The organism is Eubacterium album (assembly GCF_025336545.1).
In the GTDB taxonomy this organism is placed as follows: domain Bacteria; phylum Bacillota; class Clostridia; order Lachnospirales; family Lachnospiraceae; genus Eubacterium_U; species Eubacterium_U album.
Map to the genome: position 1 here is coordinate 64209 of NZ_JAODBU010000002.1, position 16586 is coordinate 80794.

Sequence of the window (16586 nt, forward strand, 5' to 3'; positions counted from 1 at the left end):
TATACATAAAAGACAGCATATATACTATGCGTATTTAAATAATTACGCTTCTAAATGTTTATCCTAATTTCTTCCATATTATTCGATATAAACTATATTATCTTACATACTCTTCTATTAAATTGAAATCATTTATTTTCATATTTTTACTGTTCATTGCAAAATAATCGCCTTTTGCATTAATATTTTTGCTATACCATAATGGATATTTCCATTGAAAGCTACTATTTGAAAGTTTAATATTTTCACTCTACGTATAACTAATTTATGGCATATAAAAACTCCCTTCACGCATCGGCAAAGGGAGTTTTATTCAAATCATCATCTGATGATTCATCTTATGCTATTTTATCCTTCGATAGCAATGTATTTACTTTTTGGTTCTATCTTCTCCTGTTCTTTTGGAACATTAAATGATAAAATACCATTTTCATATTTAGGATGAATATCTTCGACTGTTACGTTATCACCTACATAAAAGCTTCTGCTCAAACTTCCTGCATAACGTTCACGTCTTACATATTTACCCTTCTTATCTTTCTCATCCTTATCAAGACCTTTAGCGGCGCTGATTGTTAACATACCATCTTCCAGTTTCATCTGGATTTCATCCTTCTTAAATCCCGGAAGGTCTATATCTACCTCATATCCGTTTTCAGTATCTTTTACATCTGTTTTCATCAAATTCTTTGCATGTTTACCATACAACTCTTTTCCTGCATCAGCAAATGCCGGGAATGCAAAATCATCTGTAAAATCATTCATAAAATCATCAAATAAGTTTTCTCCAAAAATACTAGGCATCATCATAAGTCATATCTCCTTTCAAATCAGATATAAAAATTATATTTGCACTATCGGAGAAATCCGAGGTGTAGTTTTTATATTGTAAACTAAGGTTTTCGTTAAACACTTGGATTTTTACTGATTGCTGAATCATCATTCACTAAAAACCATTACTTGAATTATCATTCATCAATCTTTAAATCCTTATCTTTTAACTCTCTTCCTTTGTTCTGATTACGTTATAACTCGTTTTGTTAGCACTGTCAAGAGGTGAGTGCTAATTTTTTTGTGAAGATTTTGTGAACGCTACGAGCCATGCAAAATAGTGAAAATAACGCCCTGCAAGTTTACTTGCAAGGGCGTCTATTTTTGCTATTTTATAGGGCGACAGCCATACAGCGAGGGAAGTCTTTCCCGAGCTGTGCATGGCGTATGCCACTACTTCACAGAGATTTTTCACTTGCTTTCGCACAGGTTTTTCTTGGTTTGACCACATTTTTACAACAGCGGCTCCTTTCTCCACCACGATACAAAAATACCACCCATAGTCTCGTTTGGGTGGTACTTTGTGTAAAATTGGCAGTCCATTATTAAGTTTTTTATTATGTTCCCTTTGTACACCCTTGCAAGTATTGTTCTATTACAAATTTTCATTTTTATATCATTTTTTTACCATTAGCATAAACGCCTGTCTTTTTATCTCTCATAAAAATCATAATCGTCTTCTAATTTAATTGACTTAGCATCCATTCTTTCTATTAGAATAAATCTCTGATTTTCTAAAAACATTATCAGTTCGTCTATACTTCTTTCATCTCCCTGTACTTCCATTTCAACAGAACCATCATATAGATTTTTCACCCAGCCTGTAAGTCCTAATTGCCTTGCTTTATAAACTGAATAATATCTAAATCCTACACCTTGAACTCTTCCATAAAAAAATATATGTTTTCTAATCTTTTCATTCATAAAATTATCCACCTTGTCTTTTTATTTTTAATTCTATTTTTATCATTTAAATTTTAATCTTGTTATATTCTTTGTGTTTTATTATAAACTAAAAGCTGCCTACTTACCAATCAAACCTGTAAATAGACAGCTTATTTATTATAATTTTTTTACTCTTCTTTTTCTCTTTCATAATCTATAAACATTAGTATAAATGCAAAAAATAAAAGTGCTGAGCAGCATAATATTGCTCTCTCTGCAAATATTTTTATAAAGAAATTTCCTATTATAGCTCCACATATAAAACAGATAATAATTCCATAATATAATAATGCTTTCTTTAAATTTTCAATATCTCTATCCTGTAAATAATTGCAAAGATTCTGAGTTCCACTTCTCATATTTCCAATGCACATTGTCGTGGCGATTCCGTTTCCTCTTATTTTTCTAAAACTCTCAACCTGTATTCCACATGCAAATGATGTTAAAGAATTCGCAAGCAGATTCATATTTTGTGGAAAGAATGCTACTCCAAGTAATATAAGTGCTTCTACCAAAACTGCTGCCTGTCTCCAATGAAGTAAATTCAAATCTTTTTTATGCACAATCTCAGCTAATGCAATCCCTAATGCGAAAGCTAATACCGGGAGGAAATATCTCATTGCCACTGAAAAATTTCCCTCAGATAAATTTACACCAAATAGCAACATATTTCCTGTCTGTGCATTAGCAAATACCTGATCTCTTTCTATGTATGAGTATGCATCCATAAATCCACCTGACACAGCAAGAAGCATTCCAAGTCTTATTGTTTCTGACATTTGCCTAGTCTTATTCATTTCAATCACTCCTATAATTGTATTTTCATCACATTTATTTGATGTTTTTTGAATAAATCCGTTAAAATCTAATTTGTTTATTTTATTTTCTTATATGGTATTTAAATAAAAAATTTTTAATTTTTACCAAACACGATTATAGATATCTTATAAGCATACGTCAAGCCCTTATGCTATTTTGAAAATATCAATTAAAAACATCATTGAAAGACCATAATATGTTACTACAGCTACTAAATCATTTACCGTAGTAATTAGAGGTCCTGAAGCTACTGCCGGGTCAATTTTTATTTTGTGGAAAAACATTGGTATAACCGTTCCAACCATACTTGAAATAACCATTGCAACGATTAAAGCTGCTCCTACACAACCTGAAATCATAAATGAATTTAACCATCCATAGTTCTTAAATAAATGTATGTATACTCCAAGAAATGTAAGTGCCATTATTGCCAACAGTACTCCATTTAATAGCCCTATTTTTATTTCTTTGCTTAGTAATCCTATCTTCTGTTTTCCCGTTAGGTTTTCGTCCATTAAAACACGAATTGTAACTGCAAGAGACTGTGTTCCTACATTTCCCGCCATATCTAATACCAAAGACTGAAAACATATTACTATTGGAAGTATTGCTACAACAGATTCAAACATTCCAACAACTGAAGATACTGCCATTCCGAGGAAAAGCAAAGCTATAAGCCATGGAAGTCTCTTTTTTGTACTTTTAATTACACTTTCCTGCAAGTCATCCTCTTCTGTTAAACCGGCTAACTTAGCATAATCATCTCCCATCTCATCATCTACCATTTCTACAATATCTTCTGACGTAATTACACCAATTATAAATCTGTCTGCTGATAAAACCGGAATGGAATCCTCAGCGTATTCAACTATTCTATCTATGCAATCTTCAATTTTCTCATGTCCATATACAAACGGATACGAATGACTAATCAAATCATCTAACTTATCATATTCTCTGGCAATAATTAAATCCTTTAAATCTATTGCTCCAAAAAATTTTTTATTTTCATCCATCACATATATTGTTGTAATGTTATCATTCTCTCCTGCCTGTTTTACCAATTCGCTCATTGCCTGACGGATTGTGAGATTATTGCTTATACATACAAAGTTAGTTGTCATACAACTACCGATTTCGCTATCATCAAATGATAAAATCATTCTTACATCAGCAACTGCATCTCCATCTAACTTTTTTACAATCTCTTTTCTCTTTGAATCCTCTAAATGCTCAAGTACATCTACAGCATCATCAGAATCCATAAGGGAAATTACCTTAGCCGCACTCTCCACTGATAACTCATCAAAATATTGTCTGGTATTTTCTTCTAAATAGCTAAATATTTCAGAAATTCTTTTTGCACCTAAAATCGGATATAATTTTTTTCTTTCATCTTCCGATAATTTTTCCAACGCATCTGCAATATCATTTTCATGATAATTAGATATTTGTTCAAGTAATTCTTCTTTATCTAAATCACTTCTTATTAAATTTACAAGTTCTTCTACATAATTATTTCTTACAACTGTCTTTTCCATGTCAGCCTCCTCTTTACCTGCTTAATTTAAGCATACAAAAAACACTACTCCAGATTTCTCTTAAGTAGACCGTTTAGTTACATTGCTGTGACGTAAAGGCATAAATCTGATGCAGTGTTATTAAAGGCGTATATCTATATTATGTAGCTAAATAAGTCTCATAGATAGCCACATATTTATATGCCATCGTTTTTCACTGCATATATAACTTCGCCCTGTACTATCGCAACTATCCATGAAACTCACCTCCATTTACTTTCTTTTTCTCCGATATTCTAGCACCGGATTTTGATAAATTCAACCACAGATTAAATATTTACTTAGAATTAACGTATTCTTTTCTTAATAATGATTTACAGTTTACATTATTGATTTCTGCTGTGCAGAATAAATTGAAACATTTCCATTAACTATGTACGCAATTACGCATACGATAACAAATGGGAGCATATTTGTTCCTCCAAATACTTCTATTCCTATCATTATCGGAGCAATTAAAGTATTTGTCGCACTTCCAAATACCGCTGCATAACCAAGTGCACCACAAACTATAGGAGATATTCCCAATAAACTGCCTAAAACCACTCCTAATGTTGCTCCTATTGAAAACAGCGGTGTTACTTCACCACCCTGAAATCCTATTGCTAAGGTTACAATTGTAAATAGCAATTTTAAAATCCAATCATAATAATATACTTCATTTCCACCTAATGCCTCTGATATAAGATTTGTACCAAGTCCTGTATATCTTCCTGAAAGGATAAATAAAAGGCATAATGCAAGTGGAATAGAAATTACACCAATTCGTATATATGGATTTTCAATTTTTTTACTCATAAATACCTTTGCTTTCTGTAATAATACTGAAAATAATCGTCCTGCAATTCCAAATGCAATTCCTAAAACAATTATAGCAATTCCATTTTTTGCATCCGTCATATTAATTGTCTGATTTAAATTGACTTCAAACTTTTCAAGTCCTAAAGTATGCGATGTGAAAGAAGCGACAAATGCCCCTATCATTGCAGGAAGTATAGCTTCGTAATCCATATAGCCTGCAACTATTACTTCAATTGCAAAGAACACAGCTGTAAGCGGTGTCTGAAAAAGTCCACCAAATCCTGCTGCCATACCTGTTATAAGCATTACTTTACTATTATCAGGCATTTTTAATTTTTTTCCAAAAGCATGTGATAATGTTGCTCCTATCTGTACTGCCACACCTTCTCTTCCGGCACTTCCGCCAAACAAATGTGTTATCCATGTTCCAACCATTACAAGTGGTACAAGTGCTAACGGAATAGAATTTCTCTTTTGCTGCCTTGTTTCAAACACAAGGGTCATTCCTTTTAAACTAAGTTCATTAAACTTATGATACATCCATGTAATAAATAATCCGGCAATTGGTAAAAAAGGAAGTAAAAACTTATAATTTTTATTTCTAAAATCAGATATTTCTATCAATCCTCTTCCAAAAATTGTATCAATTATTCCTACAACTATCCCTACAATTATAGCCATTATTATGTACTTAAATACCAGTATTATTTTTATTTCGACTTCGTTTTTATCTTTCTGTAGGCCAATTTTATTTTCGGATTTCATTTTTCTTTGCTCCTTAATTTGCAAATTTTTTTAGTCACATTTTGTATTCCATTGATTCACACAAATCTTTATTCTAATATTTATTAATCATTAGCTATCTTCTATTATTCTTCATTCTTTTCAATTCAGGCATTACTGTTGCAAGCATTGTAATAAAGCACATACTACCGCCAACAACATTCGATATTGGCTCAGCCATAAACACACCATCTGTTCCCATATTAAACACATAAGGAAGTGCATATGTAAGTGGTACTACAATTATTACCTTTCTAAGTAATGAGAAAAATATTGCCTGTTTCTTTTTATTTAATGATTTAAATACAGTCTGTCCTATGTACTGTAAGTCCATAAATATAAATGCTGCAAAATATATATTAAGTGCCGGAACTGCATCTTTAAACAAAGTCTTATCTGAACTAAAAATTCCAATTATAAATTCAGGTTTTGTTATAATTATTCCCCACATAACAGCTGTATAAGCTAGTACTAAACACATCATTACCTTAATAGATTTTTTTACATTGTCAGGTTTTCCTGCACCATAATTAAAACTTAATATAGGTGATGCTCCTTCATTTATTGCATAAATAGGTGTTTCTATCATTTGTCTTGCACTTGATATAATTGTCATCACGGACACATATACGTCTCCTCCCGTAACTGCCAAAACATTATTACAGCAAATAGAAACAAGACTATTTGTTAACTGCATAATAAATCCTGCCGTTCCAAGGCTTACAATATTTTTTGCAAAATAAATGCACTTTTTAATTTCTGTTTTTCGAATAAATCTGACTTTATATTCAGTTTTCTTTCTTAATATATAAAGCACAAAAACTGCAGACATAAACTGTGAAACAACTGTTGCAATTGCTGCCCCTTCAATTCCCATATTTAAAGCAAATATAAATATAGGATCAAGCACTATATTTGCAATCGCTCCTATGGCAACCGATATCATTCCCGTAGTTGCATATCCCTGTGCATTAATAAAGGGATTCATCCCGGTTGAAATCATAGATGGAATTGTTCCTATCAGATAAATTATCATATATGGATATGCATATGTAATCGCATTATCAGATGCTCCGAAAAGATATAATATCGGCTTTGCAAATATAATTCCTACAACCATTAAAATCATTCCACCCACGCAAACCATTGAAAATGAAGTATTCATTATAATTCCTGCTTTTACATTTTCCTTCATTCCTCTTTTGATTGAAAAAATAGGTGCTCCTCCACTTCCAAACAAATTACTAAAAGCTGTAATTATTATAATAATTGGAAAGCATAATCCGACTGCACCTAAAGCCGTTGTTCCTATTTCAGGGATTCTTGCAATATAAATTCTATCAACAATATTGTATAAAAGGCTTAATATTTGTGCAACCAGCATCGGAATTGCTGCATTTAATATATTACTTGTTATTTTCCCATTTTCAAAATCTATTCGTTTCATATAATAAAATTCCTGTTTTCTTCAAATTTTAATGTGTAATACTATTTAGTTCTAAAATAATTAGCATTAATCAATACATAAAAACTTAATTACTTTTAGCCTAAATTTATTTTTCAATTTCTTTAAATATTAATACCGGCTTTGCATTTTCTTTATGCTCTCCGATTATTTTTTCCATCCAAACCATATTATACCATCTGTTAAACTTATAACCACATTTTTTAAACTCTCCAACAAATCTATATCCTAAATGTTCATGATAGCCTACACTGTTTTTAGTAAGATATTCATCTTCAACTTCAGGATATCCGATACATGCATATAAATTAGTAATATTTTGCTTTTTAAGTTCCTTTTCAAGTGTTTCGTATAATTTTTTGCCACTACCCTTATGTCTTGAATCTTTATCCATATATATTGTCATCTCAACTGCCCAGTCATAAGCTGCTCTATCTTTAAATGTATTTGCATATGCATATCCGATTATTTTTCCATTTTCTTCATATACAAAATATGGGTATTTTTCTGTTATTGTTTCTATTCTTTTTCTAAATTCATCTACCGTTGGTACATCATATTCAAATGTAATTGCTGTATTTTCTACATAATATGAATATATTCTTAATAGTTCTTCCACATCATCTAATCTTACTGTTCTAATCATTTTATTCTCCTGTAAAATATGTATAGCCCCCGCCCTTCGGTCGGCGGCTATTCGTCGGAAACATTTATATAAAATGAACTTCGTTCATTTTGTTTTCTCCTAAAATTACTAACTATATTTATTTTTATTATTGTAAAATCGTGACATAATTAAAAAAAGTGCATTTGTCACCGCCGGTCCAAATTTCCAAAGATATTTTACTTTAGAAGTGGAACTTATAATAGTAAAATATCTTTGAAAATTCAGGACTGTTGCGAGTGGCAAGCAGCGAGAGCGTTCTTTCTTTAATTATGTCACGATTTCACTTATAATTAAATTTTCAAATTATCATAAATACATTTTTTCAAAATCTCTCCATTATCTTTTTCTAATACTCTTCCTATTCCATCAGAAATGAATATATTTCTTTCTTTTCCTTTGGTATACATTGCGTTTAGTTTCTCCCAATCAACTACACATATCGGTTGTATGATATTTTCTTCTTCTCCATTTGTTATTAATGTATCTTCAGATGCATACGGACCATAGTCCTCTAAAAAATATGCAAATACTCCTGAAATTTCTTTGTTATGGTCATTTTCAATTCCATATAATCCTACAAATTTAAACCTCTCTATTTTAGGTATAAACTTTTTCCTTTTACCATCTTTATCTAATCTTAAAAGTTCTTCTGATAATTCTTTATAGGCACATTTTATATAAGTATCTATACTTAATCCTGTGTCAAATTCATCTTTTGGAACACTTTCATATGTCATATGGCCTCCGAAAGTATCATATATATGACTATTCTTTTTGACATTCCTTCCTTTTTTTATTTGTTTTTCTGTTTTATCAGTTAAAATAATTTTCCCATCAGGAAGTACAGCTACAATAATTGAAGTAGCATGTAAAACAGGCGGATTTGTGTGTGCCTTTGTTCTATCTATTTTTCCTATTGTTAATATTTTATTGTCTTTTTGTTCTAAGATAGGTAAGTATTCTATTACCATTTTATCCTCCACCATATATTCATAATTACAAGCATTACTTTTATTTGTAATAAACTCCTTGTTTTTATTTGTCATCTCTTCAATCAACAAAGTTCTAACAATTATCCAATACTTATACATTTTTATGCTCATTATAACACACTTTCATTAATTTCAATTGCTAAACTCCTTCTTAAATTTTCCTCTTGACACGAGTCCGTAATCGGACTATACTTCTACGAGTACGAAATCAGACTTAAATTTAAAGAAGAGGATGGTAAATAATGAAAACAGATAATTATCCAAATATGAGTCCTGCACTCATCGAATTTAATCATATCTATAAAGATTTTAATGATATTTATCATGATTTAGCAATTAAGCTTAATATGTCAGACAGCATTTTTGATATATTTTATTATCTTTGCGAAGCCGGCGACGGTTGTATGCAGCGTGATATTTGCCGTTCTTCATGCCTTCCTAAGCAAACTGTTAATTCATCAATCAGAAAACTTGAACAACAGGGCTATCTTACATTAACACCCGGAAAAGGTCGTGGAATGTATATTTATTTAACTGAAACCGGGAAGCAATTTGTTTCTGAAAAAATATATCCCGTCATAGAAATGGAAAACAACGCTTTTTCTTCTCTTAAAAATGAGGAATGTGAATTAATGCTTAAATTATATCGAAAATACAATTCTGCTTTAAGAAAAGAATTGTCAAAACTATAAGGAGATTATAATGCAAATACAATTATCAGATCATTTTACATTAAATAAATTATTAAAATTTGTTCTACCATCAATAATAATGATGATTTTTACATCCATTTATGGTGTTGTAGATGGTTTATTTGTTTCAAATTTTGTTGGGCGAACTGCTTTTGCAGCAATTAATCTTGTTATGCCTCTTTTAATGGGACTTAGTGCCATTGGTTTTATGATAGGTACCGGAGGTAGCGCCATTGTTGCAAAAACTCTTGGTGAAAATGAACCCGAAAAGGCAAATGAATACTTTTCATTTCTCGTTTACGCTACATTAATTGGTGGTTTACTATTCTCACTTTCAGGTTTCTTTTTCGTTAAACCTCTTGTAACCGCCCTTGGTGCCGAAGGTGAATTACTTAATAATTGTGTTTTATATGCAAGAATCAGTTTTGCATCATTAACGTTTTTTATGTTGCAAAATGTTTTTCAAAGTTTTTTCGTTACTGCTGAGAAACCAAAGTTAGGTTTATTTGTTATTATAGCTGCGGGTGTAACAAATATGATTCTTGACTTTTTATTTATTGCTGTTCTTAATTTTGGTCTCGCAGGTGCAGCTCTTGCTACTGTTTGTGGTGAATGCATCGGTGGACTTATCCCTATTTTTTATTTTTCAAGAAACAACAGCAGTAAATTAAAATTAGGAAAAACACATTTTAATTTAAAAATATTGATTAAGACCTGCACAAATGGTTCTTCTGAGTTAATGACAAATTTATCAAGCTCAATTGTTAATTCTATCTACAATTATCAGTTGATGAAATTTGCCGGAGAAAACGGTGTTGCAGCATATGGAACCATTATGTATGTTAATTTTATATTTATTGCAATATTCCTAGGCTATTCTATTGGAAGTGCTCCTATAATAAGTTTTCACTATGGAGCTAAAAATGATAATGAACTAAAGAATTTATTTAAGAAAAGCATTAGTCTTATTGGCTCATGGGGTATTATGTTATTTGTAATCGCACAATTAATTGCAGGACCTCTTGCCAAATTGTTTGTCGGTTATAACGCTGACCTATTTCTCATGACTAAACATGGTTTCCAAATATTTTGCTTTGCTTTTTTAATTAATGGCTTTAATATATTTGGTTCATCATTCTTTACTGCTTTAAATAACGGTTTAATATCTGCTGCAATTTCGTTTTTAAGAACGCTTGTATTCCAATTATCTGTAGTACTTATTCTTCCTATGATTTTGGGAATAAATGGTATATGGATTTCAGTAGCAATTGCAGAATTATTAACATTATGCGTAACTGTTACATGTTTAATTAGAAAAAGAAAAGTTTACCATTATATTTAAATATTTTTTACACATCAAAGTTTTCTTTTGGCAAAACACTTATACAATGTTCTATGATGGCAAAAAATATTCTAAATATGTAATTGTAAATCCTATGTATTCCCAATATACGCATATATAAAAAATACGGATATTCTAAGTTTATGATATGTGTTCTAAGTTTTTGCACATATCAGTTGAAATCTGAATATCCGTATTTTTATTAATTTGTAATTATATCTTTTACATAATATTTTATTTTTAATAACTAATTACATTTTATTAAAACTATTTATTAGTAATCATTTATTAACTTACTTTCTTTACTTTTGAATAAGCACCGTATGTCACTTTACCATCAATAAGTTTATAAGCTCTTACCTTAACATAATATGTCTTTTTAACATTTAATTTTTTTACTGTCACTGTAGCTTTTGATGTAGTTATTGTCTTTGTTTTCTTAGTTGCAAATTTCTTTGATGTTGAATATTTAATCTGATATCCTTTGACACCGGACTGTTTTCTAATGGCAATCTTCATAGACTTCTTTGCTTTTTTAATATTTGAAATCTTTGCTTTTGCCGGTGCACTTACAGTTTCTGTTGTAGGTGTTGTTACAGTAGATGTATTTGCTGTAGGTGTTTTGTCTGTTACAGGTGTTGTTACTTTTTTATTTGCAAGTAATTTATTCATTAATGAATCGTAAGCCTTTGCCAAATCATATGTAGCTTCATATGTTTCATATACATCGCTTCTGTCAACTTCTGTAGCCTCTGCATATTTATTTAACAATACATTTACCTTACCATTTGGATAAACTGTGTACTCGCTAAAATCAATGCTATCAGTTTTATCAATTAATTCATCTAAGAATTTATCAACGTTCTTATCCTCTAATGCAGGAACTGTAGATGGCTGTTTTCTTATGCTCTCTCCTGCTGTCTGTTCATAAGAATATGCAATTTCAATAAGCTTTTCTTCATTTCCATAACTTGTAAATAATGACATACCAAGTGGCATTTCTGTTTCATATCCATTATCCGGGTCAGCTTTAGCAAATCCCATTGGAATCATCATATCAGGTAATCCTGCTACAGGTCCAAAGTAATTTATATATGAAGCTGCATTATTTTTGTTGTTAGAAGTTGTTTCAATATCTGCCACATCTGTCTGTGATACATATGCAACTGCATCAATATCTTGTTCTTTCAAAATGTTAGAAATTGTTTTTCTGAAATTAACCATTCCATTCCAGCATGACTGCCAGTTTTCTGTAGTTCTTGGATTTGTCATTGTCGAAAAATCTTCAATTGGATTTCTAATACTTACATTAGTATAATCTTCTCCATATTTATAATTATTGATTAATTCATATGCAGTTTTAATAGGTGCTACAGGTCCAAGCGATGCAAAGTATGTATCTAAATCCCATTCAAATACATTTGCATAAGGTGCTGCCTGTCTAAGAGAAGTAATAAGTGATTCAGGAATATACTGTGAAATATCTACTAATTCAGCGCCTCCTGCTTCCAAATTTTCCTTTGCTTTCTCAACCATGTCACTAATTTTACTGTCTAATTCTGTAGTTCTTTCACCCGCATCAGAATCATCATTTGCCACATAATATCCAAATGAATTTGACAAATAACCTATTTTCTTTCCTTTTAAGCCATCTGCTTTAAGTCCTGATTCATATCCGTTTGCAGGTTTTAATGAATCTGCATTTGCATCAACTGTATAACTGTCATTAGCATCTGTTCCCGCAATTGCTGTCATTATTGTTGCCAAATCTTCTGCACTTCTACAAATAGGTCCTGTTACATCTCTATCTCCATTAAGCGGAACAACGCCATCAATTGATGTTAATCCTTTTGAAGGTCTTAAGCCATACAAATTAGAGAATGATGACGGACGTCTAATTGATGAACCTGTATCTGTTCCTAAACCTGCTGTTGCAAAATTTGATGTTATGGCAACTGCTGTACCTCCTGAAGAACCTGCTGCTGTTCTTTCTGTATCGTATGCATTATGAACAGCTCCTCCTAATGTTGAACGGGAATTTGAACCACTTGATGCAAACTCAGACATATTTGCCTTTGCTAATATAATTGCGCCTTCTTCTTTTAATTTTTTAACCGCATAAGAGTCATCAGGTGCAATTGAATCTTTCAATGCCTTACATCCTGCACTTGTCGGCATACCTTCAACATCGTAATTATCTTTTACAATAATTGGGATACCATAAAGTTTTCCTTTTATTTTTCCTGCCGCTCTTTCCTTATCTAATTCTTTTGCCTCATCCAAAGCTTTTGAATTAATTGTAATAATGGAATTTAAATTAAGCGATTTATCGTATGCATTTATTCTGTCTATATACATCTGTACTAACTGCTCTGCAGTAAGTTCTCCTTTTTCCATTGCCGTTTCCAATTCACTAATGGAAGCATCCATTAAATCAATTGTAGTGAAAATACTTTCAAGTTTTCCTACTTCATTTGATGATACACTTACTGTAGTTGCAACATCTGCATTTACTTTAACAGGACTAACAATAACGCCGGGTATTGATGTTCCTACTAAAGCAATTGTCATCACAATTGTTCCAATACTTTTCTTTAACATTTCTTTTCTCATAGGCTTTTTTCTCCTTGTATAATATGTATTGTCGCATCACTTTGGTCAGCGGCTAATCATGGGAAACATTTTAAAATAAACTTCATTTACATTTGTTTCTTTCATGATTTAATAACGAAAAAAATAAGACGTTTTTCATTACACAATGTGCAAATCCAAACGTCCTTGTTTGTTATTTATTTCGTTAGGCGGTACTATAACATCATATTTTTTAATTGTCACTAATTTTTCATACTTTTTTTACTAAATTTACTTATCACATTACTAAATAAACTATCCCCTTTCAAAATTAAAAATATCAAAAAATTAAATAACTGTTTTAATTTATTTTTTCAACTACTACTTTGACTACCTGAATTATAACGGTTGGCACAAATGCTAATGCAATTATTTCAATAATCTGAATACCCGTTAACGGAGCAATCATAAACATTGAATGCATAAATTTTACAAAAATTACAAATCCAAGCATTAAAGTTCCGATAACAAATGCTGCTACACTCCATAAATTACTTTTAATTCCAATTTTAAAAATAGAACTTTCACTTCTACAATTAAATCCATGAAATAATCTGGCAAGTGTTAATGTTGCAAATGCCATTGTACTTGCAGTAAGCGGATTAATCTTATCCCCTATATAAAAAGCACTTAATGTTACAGTTCCTATTAATATACCGTAAACTATTAACTTTATAGATATATTTCTTGTAAAAATGCCTTTCTTAGGATTTCTTGGTTTCTTCTTTAATAATAAGTTATCAGATGGCTCCATCCCAATTGCAAGTGCCGGCAAAGAATCAGTAAGTAAATTAATAAATAGCAAATGAACCGGTTTAAATGGAACGTCTAATGCCATTAATGAACAATAAAGTACTACTAAAATAGCTGCCAAATTTCCGGATAATAAAAACAATATTGCGTTCAAAATATTTCTATATACATTCCTTCCATTTAAAACTGCTTTAATAATAGTTGCAAAATTATCATCTGCTAAAATCATATCAGCAGCGTCTTTTGAAACCTCTGTTCCTGTTATTCCCATAGCTATTCCTATATCCGCTTTCTTTAAAGCCGGCGCATCATTTACACCATCTCCTGTCATTGCAACTACATTTCCTTTGTGTTGCCATGCATCGACTATTCTTATTTTGTTTTCAGGTGATACTCTCGCATATACAGACACCTTATCTAATACATTTTCAAGCTCATCATCCGTCATTTCATCAACTTCTTTACCTGTAAGTGCCACATCTCCTTCTTTATATATTCCTATAGATTTTGCTATGGCAGTGGCTGTTACTTTATGGTCACCTGTAATCATTATAGGCTTAATTCCTGCTTCTTTTGCTTTCTTTACTGCCTCCATTGATTCTTCTCTCGGCGGGTCTATCATTGAAACTAAACCTATAAAAGTATAACCATGCTCGCTTTTTGTTGATAAGCAATGGCACTCTTCACATTCCTTATATACAAATGCAAGAACCCTAAGTCCATTCTCCGAAAAAATTTGATTTTGTTTTATAATCTTTTCTTTGTCTTCTTTTGTTATTTTTCTGACTCCATTGCTTGTCGAAATATTTTCGATTCTATCAATTAAAACATCTACTGCCCCTTTTGTAAGAATCGTTGGTACCTTATGAATTTCATATTTGCTACTCATAAGTTTTCTTTCTGAGTCAAATGGAATTTCTTCTAATCTTGGCATCAAAATTCGTATATCTTCATCTGAAATTCCCATTTTATGCAAATCTGTTTTCTTAACCATTTCAAGCAAACAAGTCTCTGTAGGATCTCCAATATTATTTCCGCCCTGGATTGATGAATCATTATTTAAAATTGCATCATATAGCAAATACCTGTGTAACTGATTATTAACATCCAATTCTTCGGGAATAATGCATTGGCCATCTATATAAATCTGCTGTACAGTCATTTTATTCTGTGTTAGTGTTCCTGTTTTATCCGAGCATATTACAGAAACGCAACCTAAACTTTCCACTGCCTTTAATTCCTTTATAATTGCATTATCCTTTGCCATTTTTCTCGTTCCCATAGCCTGAACAATTGTTACTATTGAACTTAACGCCTCAGGAATTGCTGCTACAGCTAATGCAACTGCAAACATAAGTGAATCGAGTATTTTATTTCCCTGCCACAATGAAAGGCCAAACACAACAACACTTATTCCCATAATTATTAATGCAAGTTTTTTACTAAAATTATCAAGGCTTATCTGCAAAGGAGTCTTTTTATCCTGAGTCATATTCATTAAATCAGCGATTTTTCCCATTTCAGTATTCATTCCTGTAGCAGTTACTAAAACATTTGCCCTTCCATAAGTAACAAGACTTCCTGAATAAACCATATTGCATCTGTCAGCTAATGATACTTCACTTTGAATATTTTTATCAAATTTATCAACATTCGTTGACTCTCCCGTAAGCGAGCTTTCATTTACCTGCAATGAATAATTTTCAATTATTCTTCCATCGGCTACAATCATATCTCCAGTTTCTAAAATTAAAATATCCCCGGGAACAACATACTTAGATTCTAATTCCTGTTTTATTCCATTTCTAAGGACTTTTGTTTTAGGTGCTGATAATTCTTTCAAAGAATCTAATGATTTCTCAGCTTTTACATACTGAACAGTCCCTAATATTGCATTCATAACTATAACTACTATTATTACAACTGTACTTTCTGAATTTCCTGTCATCATAGACACTACGGCGGCTATAATAAGAATAATTACAAGCAAATCCGCAAATTGTTCTAAAAACACTCTTGCAACACTTTTTTTCTTTTTTGAGATTAATATGTTTTCACCATACTTTTCAAGATATTCACTTGCTTTTTCATCATTTAGTCCCTTCGAATTTCCATACTCATTAAATAATTCTTCTTTTGTTTTTTGATACACTTCTTTCATAGCAACCTCCTGATAATAAAAAAGAGACCTTTTGTGCATAAACATTGCACAAAAAGTCTCGTTTAACTTACTTAAATTTAATTAATTATCAAATGATAATCTTATAAATCAAAAATAGTTCTCT

At 31.2% G+C, this 16586-nt stretch carries 14 protein-coding genes; 2 read left to right on the forward strand and 12 right to left on the reverse strand.

Annotated elements, in window-relative coordinates; all coding sequences use genetic code 11:
• Positions 1–97 precede the first annotated feature (97 nt).
• The 10 genes from N5B56_RS13470 to N5B56_RS00555 all read right to left on the reverse strand — a co-directional run bounded on the left by N5B56_RS13470 (position 98) and on the right by N5B56_RS00555 (position 8937).
• Positions 98–241, reverse strand: coding sequence for a DUF3737 family protein (locus N5B56_RS13470; protein WP_260978325.1), 144 nt, complete (start codon positions 239–241; stop codon positions 98–100).
• Positions 242–348: 107 nt separating this feature from the next.
• Positions 349–807: an Hsp20/alpha crystallin family protein gene (locus N5B56_RS00515; protein ID WP_428979572.1), complete on the reverse strand. Its 459-nt coding sequence runs from the start codon at positions 805–807 to the stop codon at positions 349–351.
• A 256-nt stretch (positions 808–1063) separates the two neighbouring features.
• Positions 1064–1312, reverse strand: coding sequence for a hypothetical protein (locus tag N5B56_RS00520; protein WP_260978060.1), 249 nt, complete (start codon positions 1310–1312; stop codon positions 1064–1066).
• A 170-nt stretch (positions 1313–1482) separates the two neighbouring features.
• On the reverse strand, positions 1483–1755 hold the full coding sequence (locus tag N5B56_RS00525; protein WP_260978061.1) for an acylphosphatase: 273 nt from the start codon (positions 1753–1755) through the stop codon (positions 1483–1485).
• A 149-nt stretch (positions 1756–1904) separates the two neighbouring features.
• Positions 1905–2573 carry a YoaK family protein gene (locus N5B56_RS00530; protein WP_260978062.1) on the reverse strand — a complete coding sequence of 223 codons (669 nt, stop codon included), beginning with the start codon at positions 2571–2573 and terminating at the stop codon, positions 1905–1907.
• Positions 2574–2741: 168 nt separating this feature from the next.
• Entirely contained in the window at positions 2742–4136 is a 1395-nt protein-coding gene (mgtE, locus tag N5B56_RS00535; protein WP_260978063.1) for a magnesium transporter, read from the reverse strand.
• Between the two features lie 360 nt (positions 4137–4496).
• Positions 4497–5741: a chloride channel protein gene (locus N5B56_RS00540; protein ID WP_260978064.1), complete on the reverse strand. Its 1245-nt coding sequence runs from the start codon at positions 5739–5741 to the stop codon at positions 4497–4499.
• 94 nt (positions 5742–5835) lie between these two features.
• The gene (locus N5B56_RS00545) at positions 5836–7206 is read right to left on the reverse strand and encodes an MATE family efflux transporter (protein WP_260978065.1); all 1371 of its coding nucleotides are present in this window, start codon (positions 7204–7206) and stop codon (positions 5836–5838) included.
• 106 nt (positions 7207–7312) lie between these two features.
• Positions 7313–7870: a GNAT family N-acetyltransferase gene (locus tag N5B56_RS00550; RefSeq protein WP_260978066.1), complete on the reverse strand. Its 558-nt coding sequence runs from the start codon at positions 7868–7870 to the stop codon at positions 7313–7315.
• A 311-nt stretch (positions 7871–8181) separates the two neighbouring features.
• The gene (locus tag N5B56_RS00555; RefSeq protein WP_260978067.1) at positions 8182–8937 is read right to left on the reverse strand and encodes a hypothetical protein; all 756 of its coding nucleotides are present in this window, start codon (positions 8935–8937) and stop codon (positions 8182–8184) included.
• Between the two features lie 188 nt (positions 8938–9125).
• Between N5B56_RS00555 and N5B56_RS00560 the strand changes: the two genes are divergently transcribed.
• Both N5B56_RS00560 and N5B56_RS00565 read left to right on the forward strand, forming a co-directional pair.
• Positions 9126–9575, forward strand: a complete 450-nt coding sequence (locus N5B56_RS00560; protein ID WP_022089503.1) for a MarR family winged helix-turn-helix transcriptional regulator — start codon at positions 9126–9128, stop codon at positions 9573–9575.
• A gap of 10 nt (positions 9576–9585) precedes the next feature.
• Positions 9586–10917, forward strand: coding sequence for an MATE family efflux transporter (locus N5B56_RS00565; protein WP_118565814.1), 1332 nt, complete (start codon positions 9586–9588; stop codon positions 10915–10917).
• A gap of 288 nt (positions 10918–11205) precedes the next feature.
• Here the strand turns inward: N5B56_RS00565 and N5B56_RS00570 are convergent, their stop codons facing one another.
• Positions 11206–13530, reverse strand: coding sequence for an amidase (locus N5B56_RS00570; protein WP_260978068.1), 2325 nt, complete (start codon positions 13528–13530; stop codon positions 11206–11208).
• 319 nt (positions 13531–13849) lie between these two features.
• Complete coding sequence (locus N5B56_RS00575) at positions 13850–16462, reverse strand: cation-translocating P-type ATPase (RefSeq protein WP_260978069.1); 2613 nt, start codon at positions 16460–16462, stop codon at positions 13850–13852.
• Positions 16463–16586 lie beyond the last annotated feature (124 nt).

Bases quoted from the DNA above. Each gene is read 5' to 3' on its own strand.
- N5B56_RS00540 (WP_260978064.1), bottom strand. From the start codon at position 5,741: ATGAAATCCGAAAATAAAATTGGCCTACAGAAAGATAAAAACGAAGTC.
- N5B56_RS00515 (WP_428979572.1), bottom strand. From the start codon at position 807: ATGATGCCTAGTATTTTTGGAGAAAACTTATTTGATGATTTTATGAAT.
- N5B56_RS00530 (WP_260978062.1), bottom strand. From the start codon at position 2,573: ATGAATAAGACTAGGCAAATGTCAGAAACAATAAGACTTGGAATGCTT.
- N5B56_RS00575 (WP_260978069.1), bottom strand. From the start codon at position 16,462: ATGAAAGAAGTGTATCAAAAAACAAAAGAAGAATTATTTAATGAGTAT.
- N5B56_RS00570 (WP_260978068.1), bottom strand. From the start codon at position 13,530: ATGAGAAAAGAAATGTTAAAGAAAAGTATTGGAACAATTGTGATGACA.
- mgtE (WP_260978063.1), bottom strand. From the start codon at position 4,136: ATGGAAAAGACAGTTGTAAGAAATAATTATGTAGAAGAACTTGTAAAT.
- N5B56_RS00545 (WP_260978065.1), bottom strand. From the start codon at position 7,206: ATGAAACGAATAGATTTTGAAAATGGGAAAATAACAAGTAATATATTA.
- N5B56_RS00565 (WP_118565814.1), top strand. From the start codon at position 9,586: ATGCAAATACAATTATCAGATCATTTTACATTAAATAAATTATTAAAA.
- N5B56_RS00525 (WP_260978061.1), bottom strand. From the start codon at position 1,755: ATGAATGAAAAGATTAGAAAACATATATTTTTTTATGGAAGAGTTCAA.
- N5B56_RS00560 (WP_022089503.1), top strand. From the start codon at position 9,126: ATGAAAACAGATAATTATCCAAATATGAGTCCTGCACTCATCGAATTT.
- N5B56_RS00550 (WP_260978066.1), bottom strand. From the start codon at position 7,870: ATGATTAGAACAGTAAGATTAGATGATGTGGAAGAACTATTAAGAATA.
- N5B56_RS00555 (WP_260978067.1), bottom strand. From the start codon at position 8,937: ATGACAAATAAAAACAAGGAGTTTATTACAAATAAAAGTAATGCTTGT.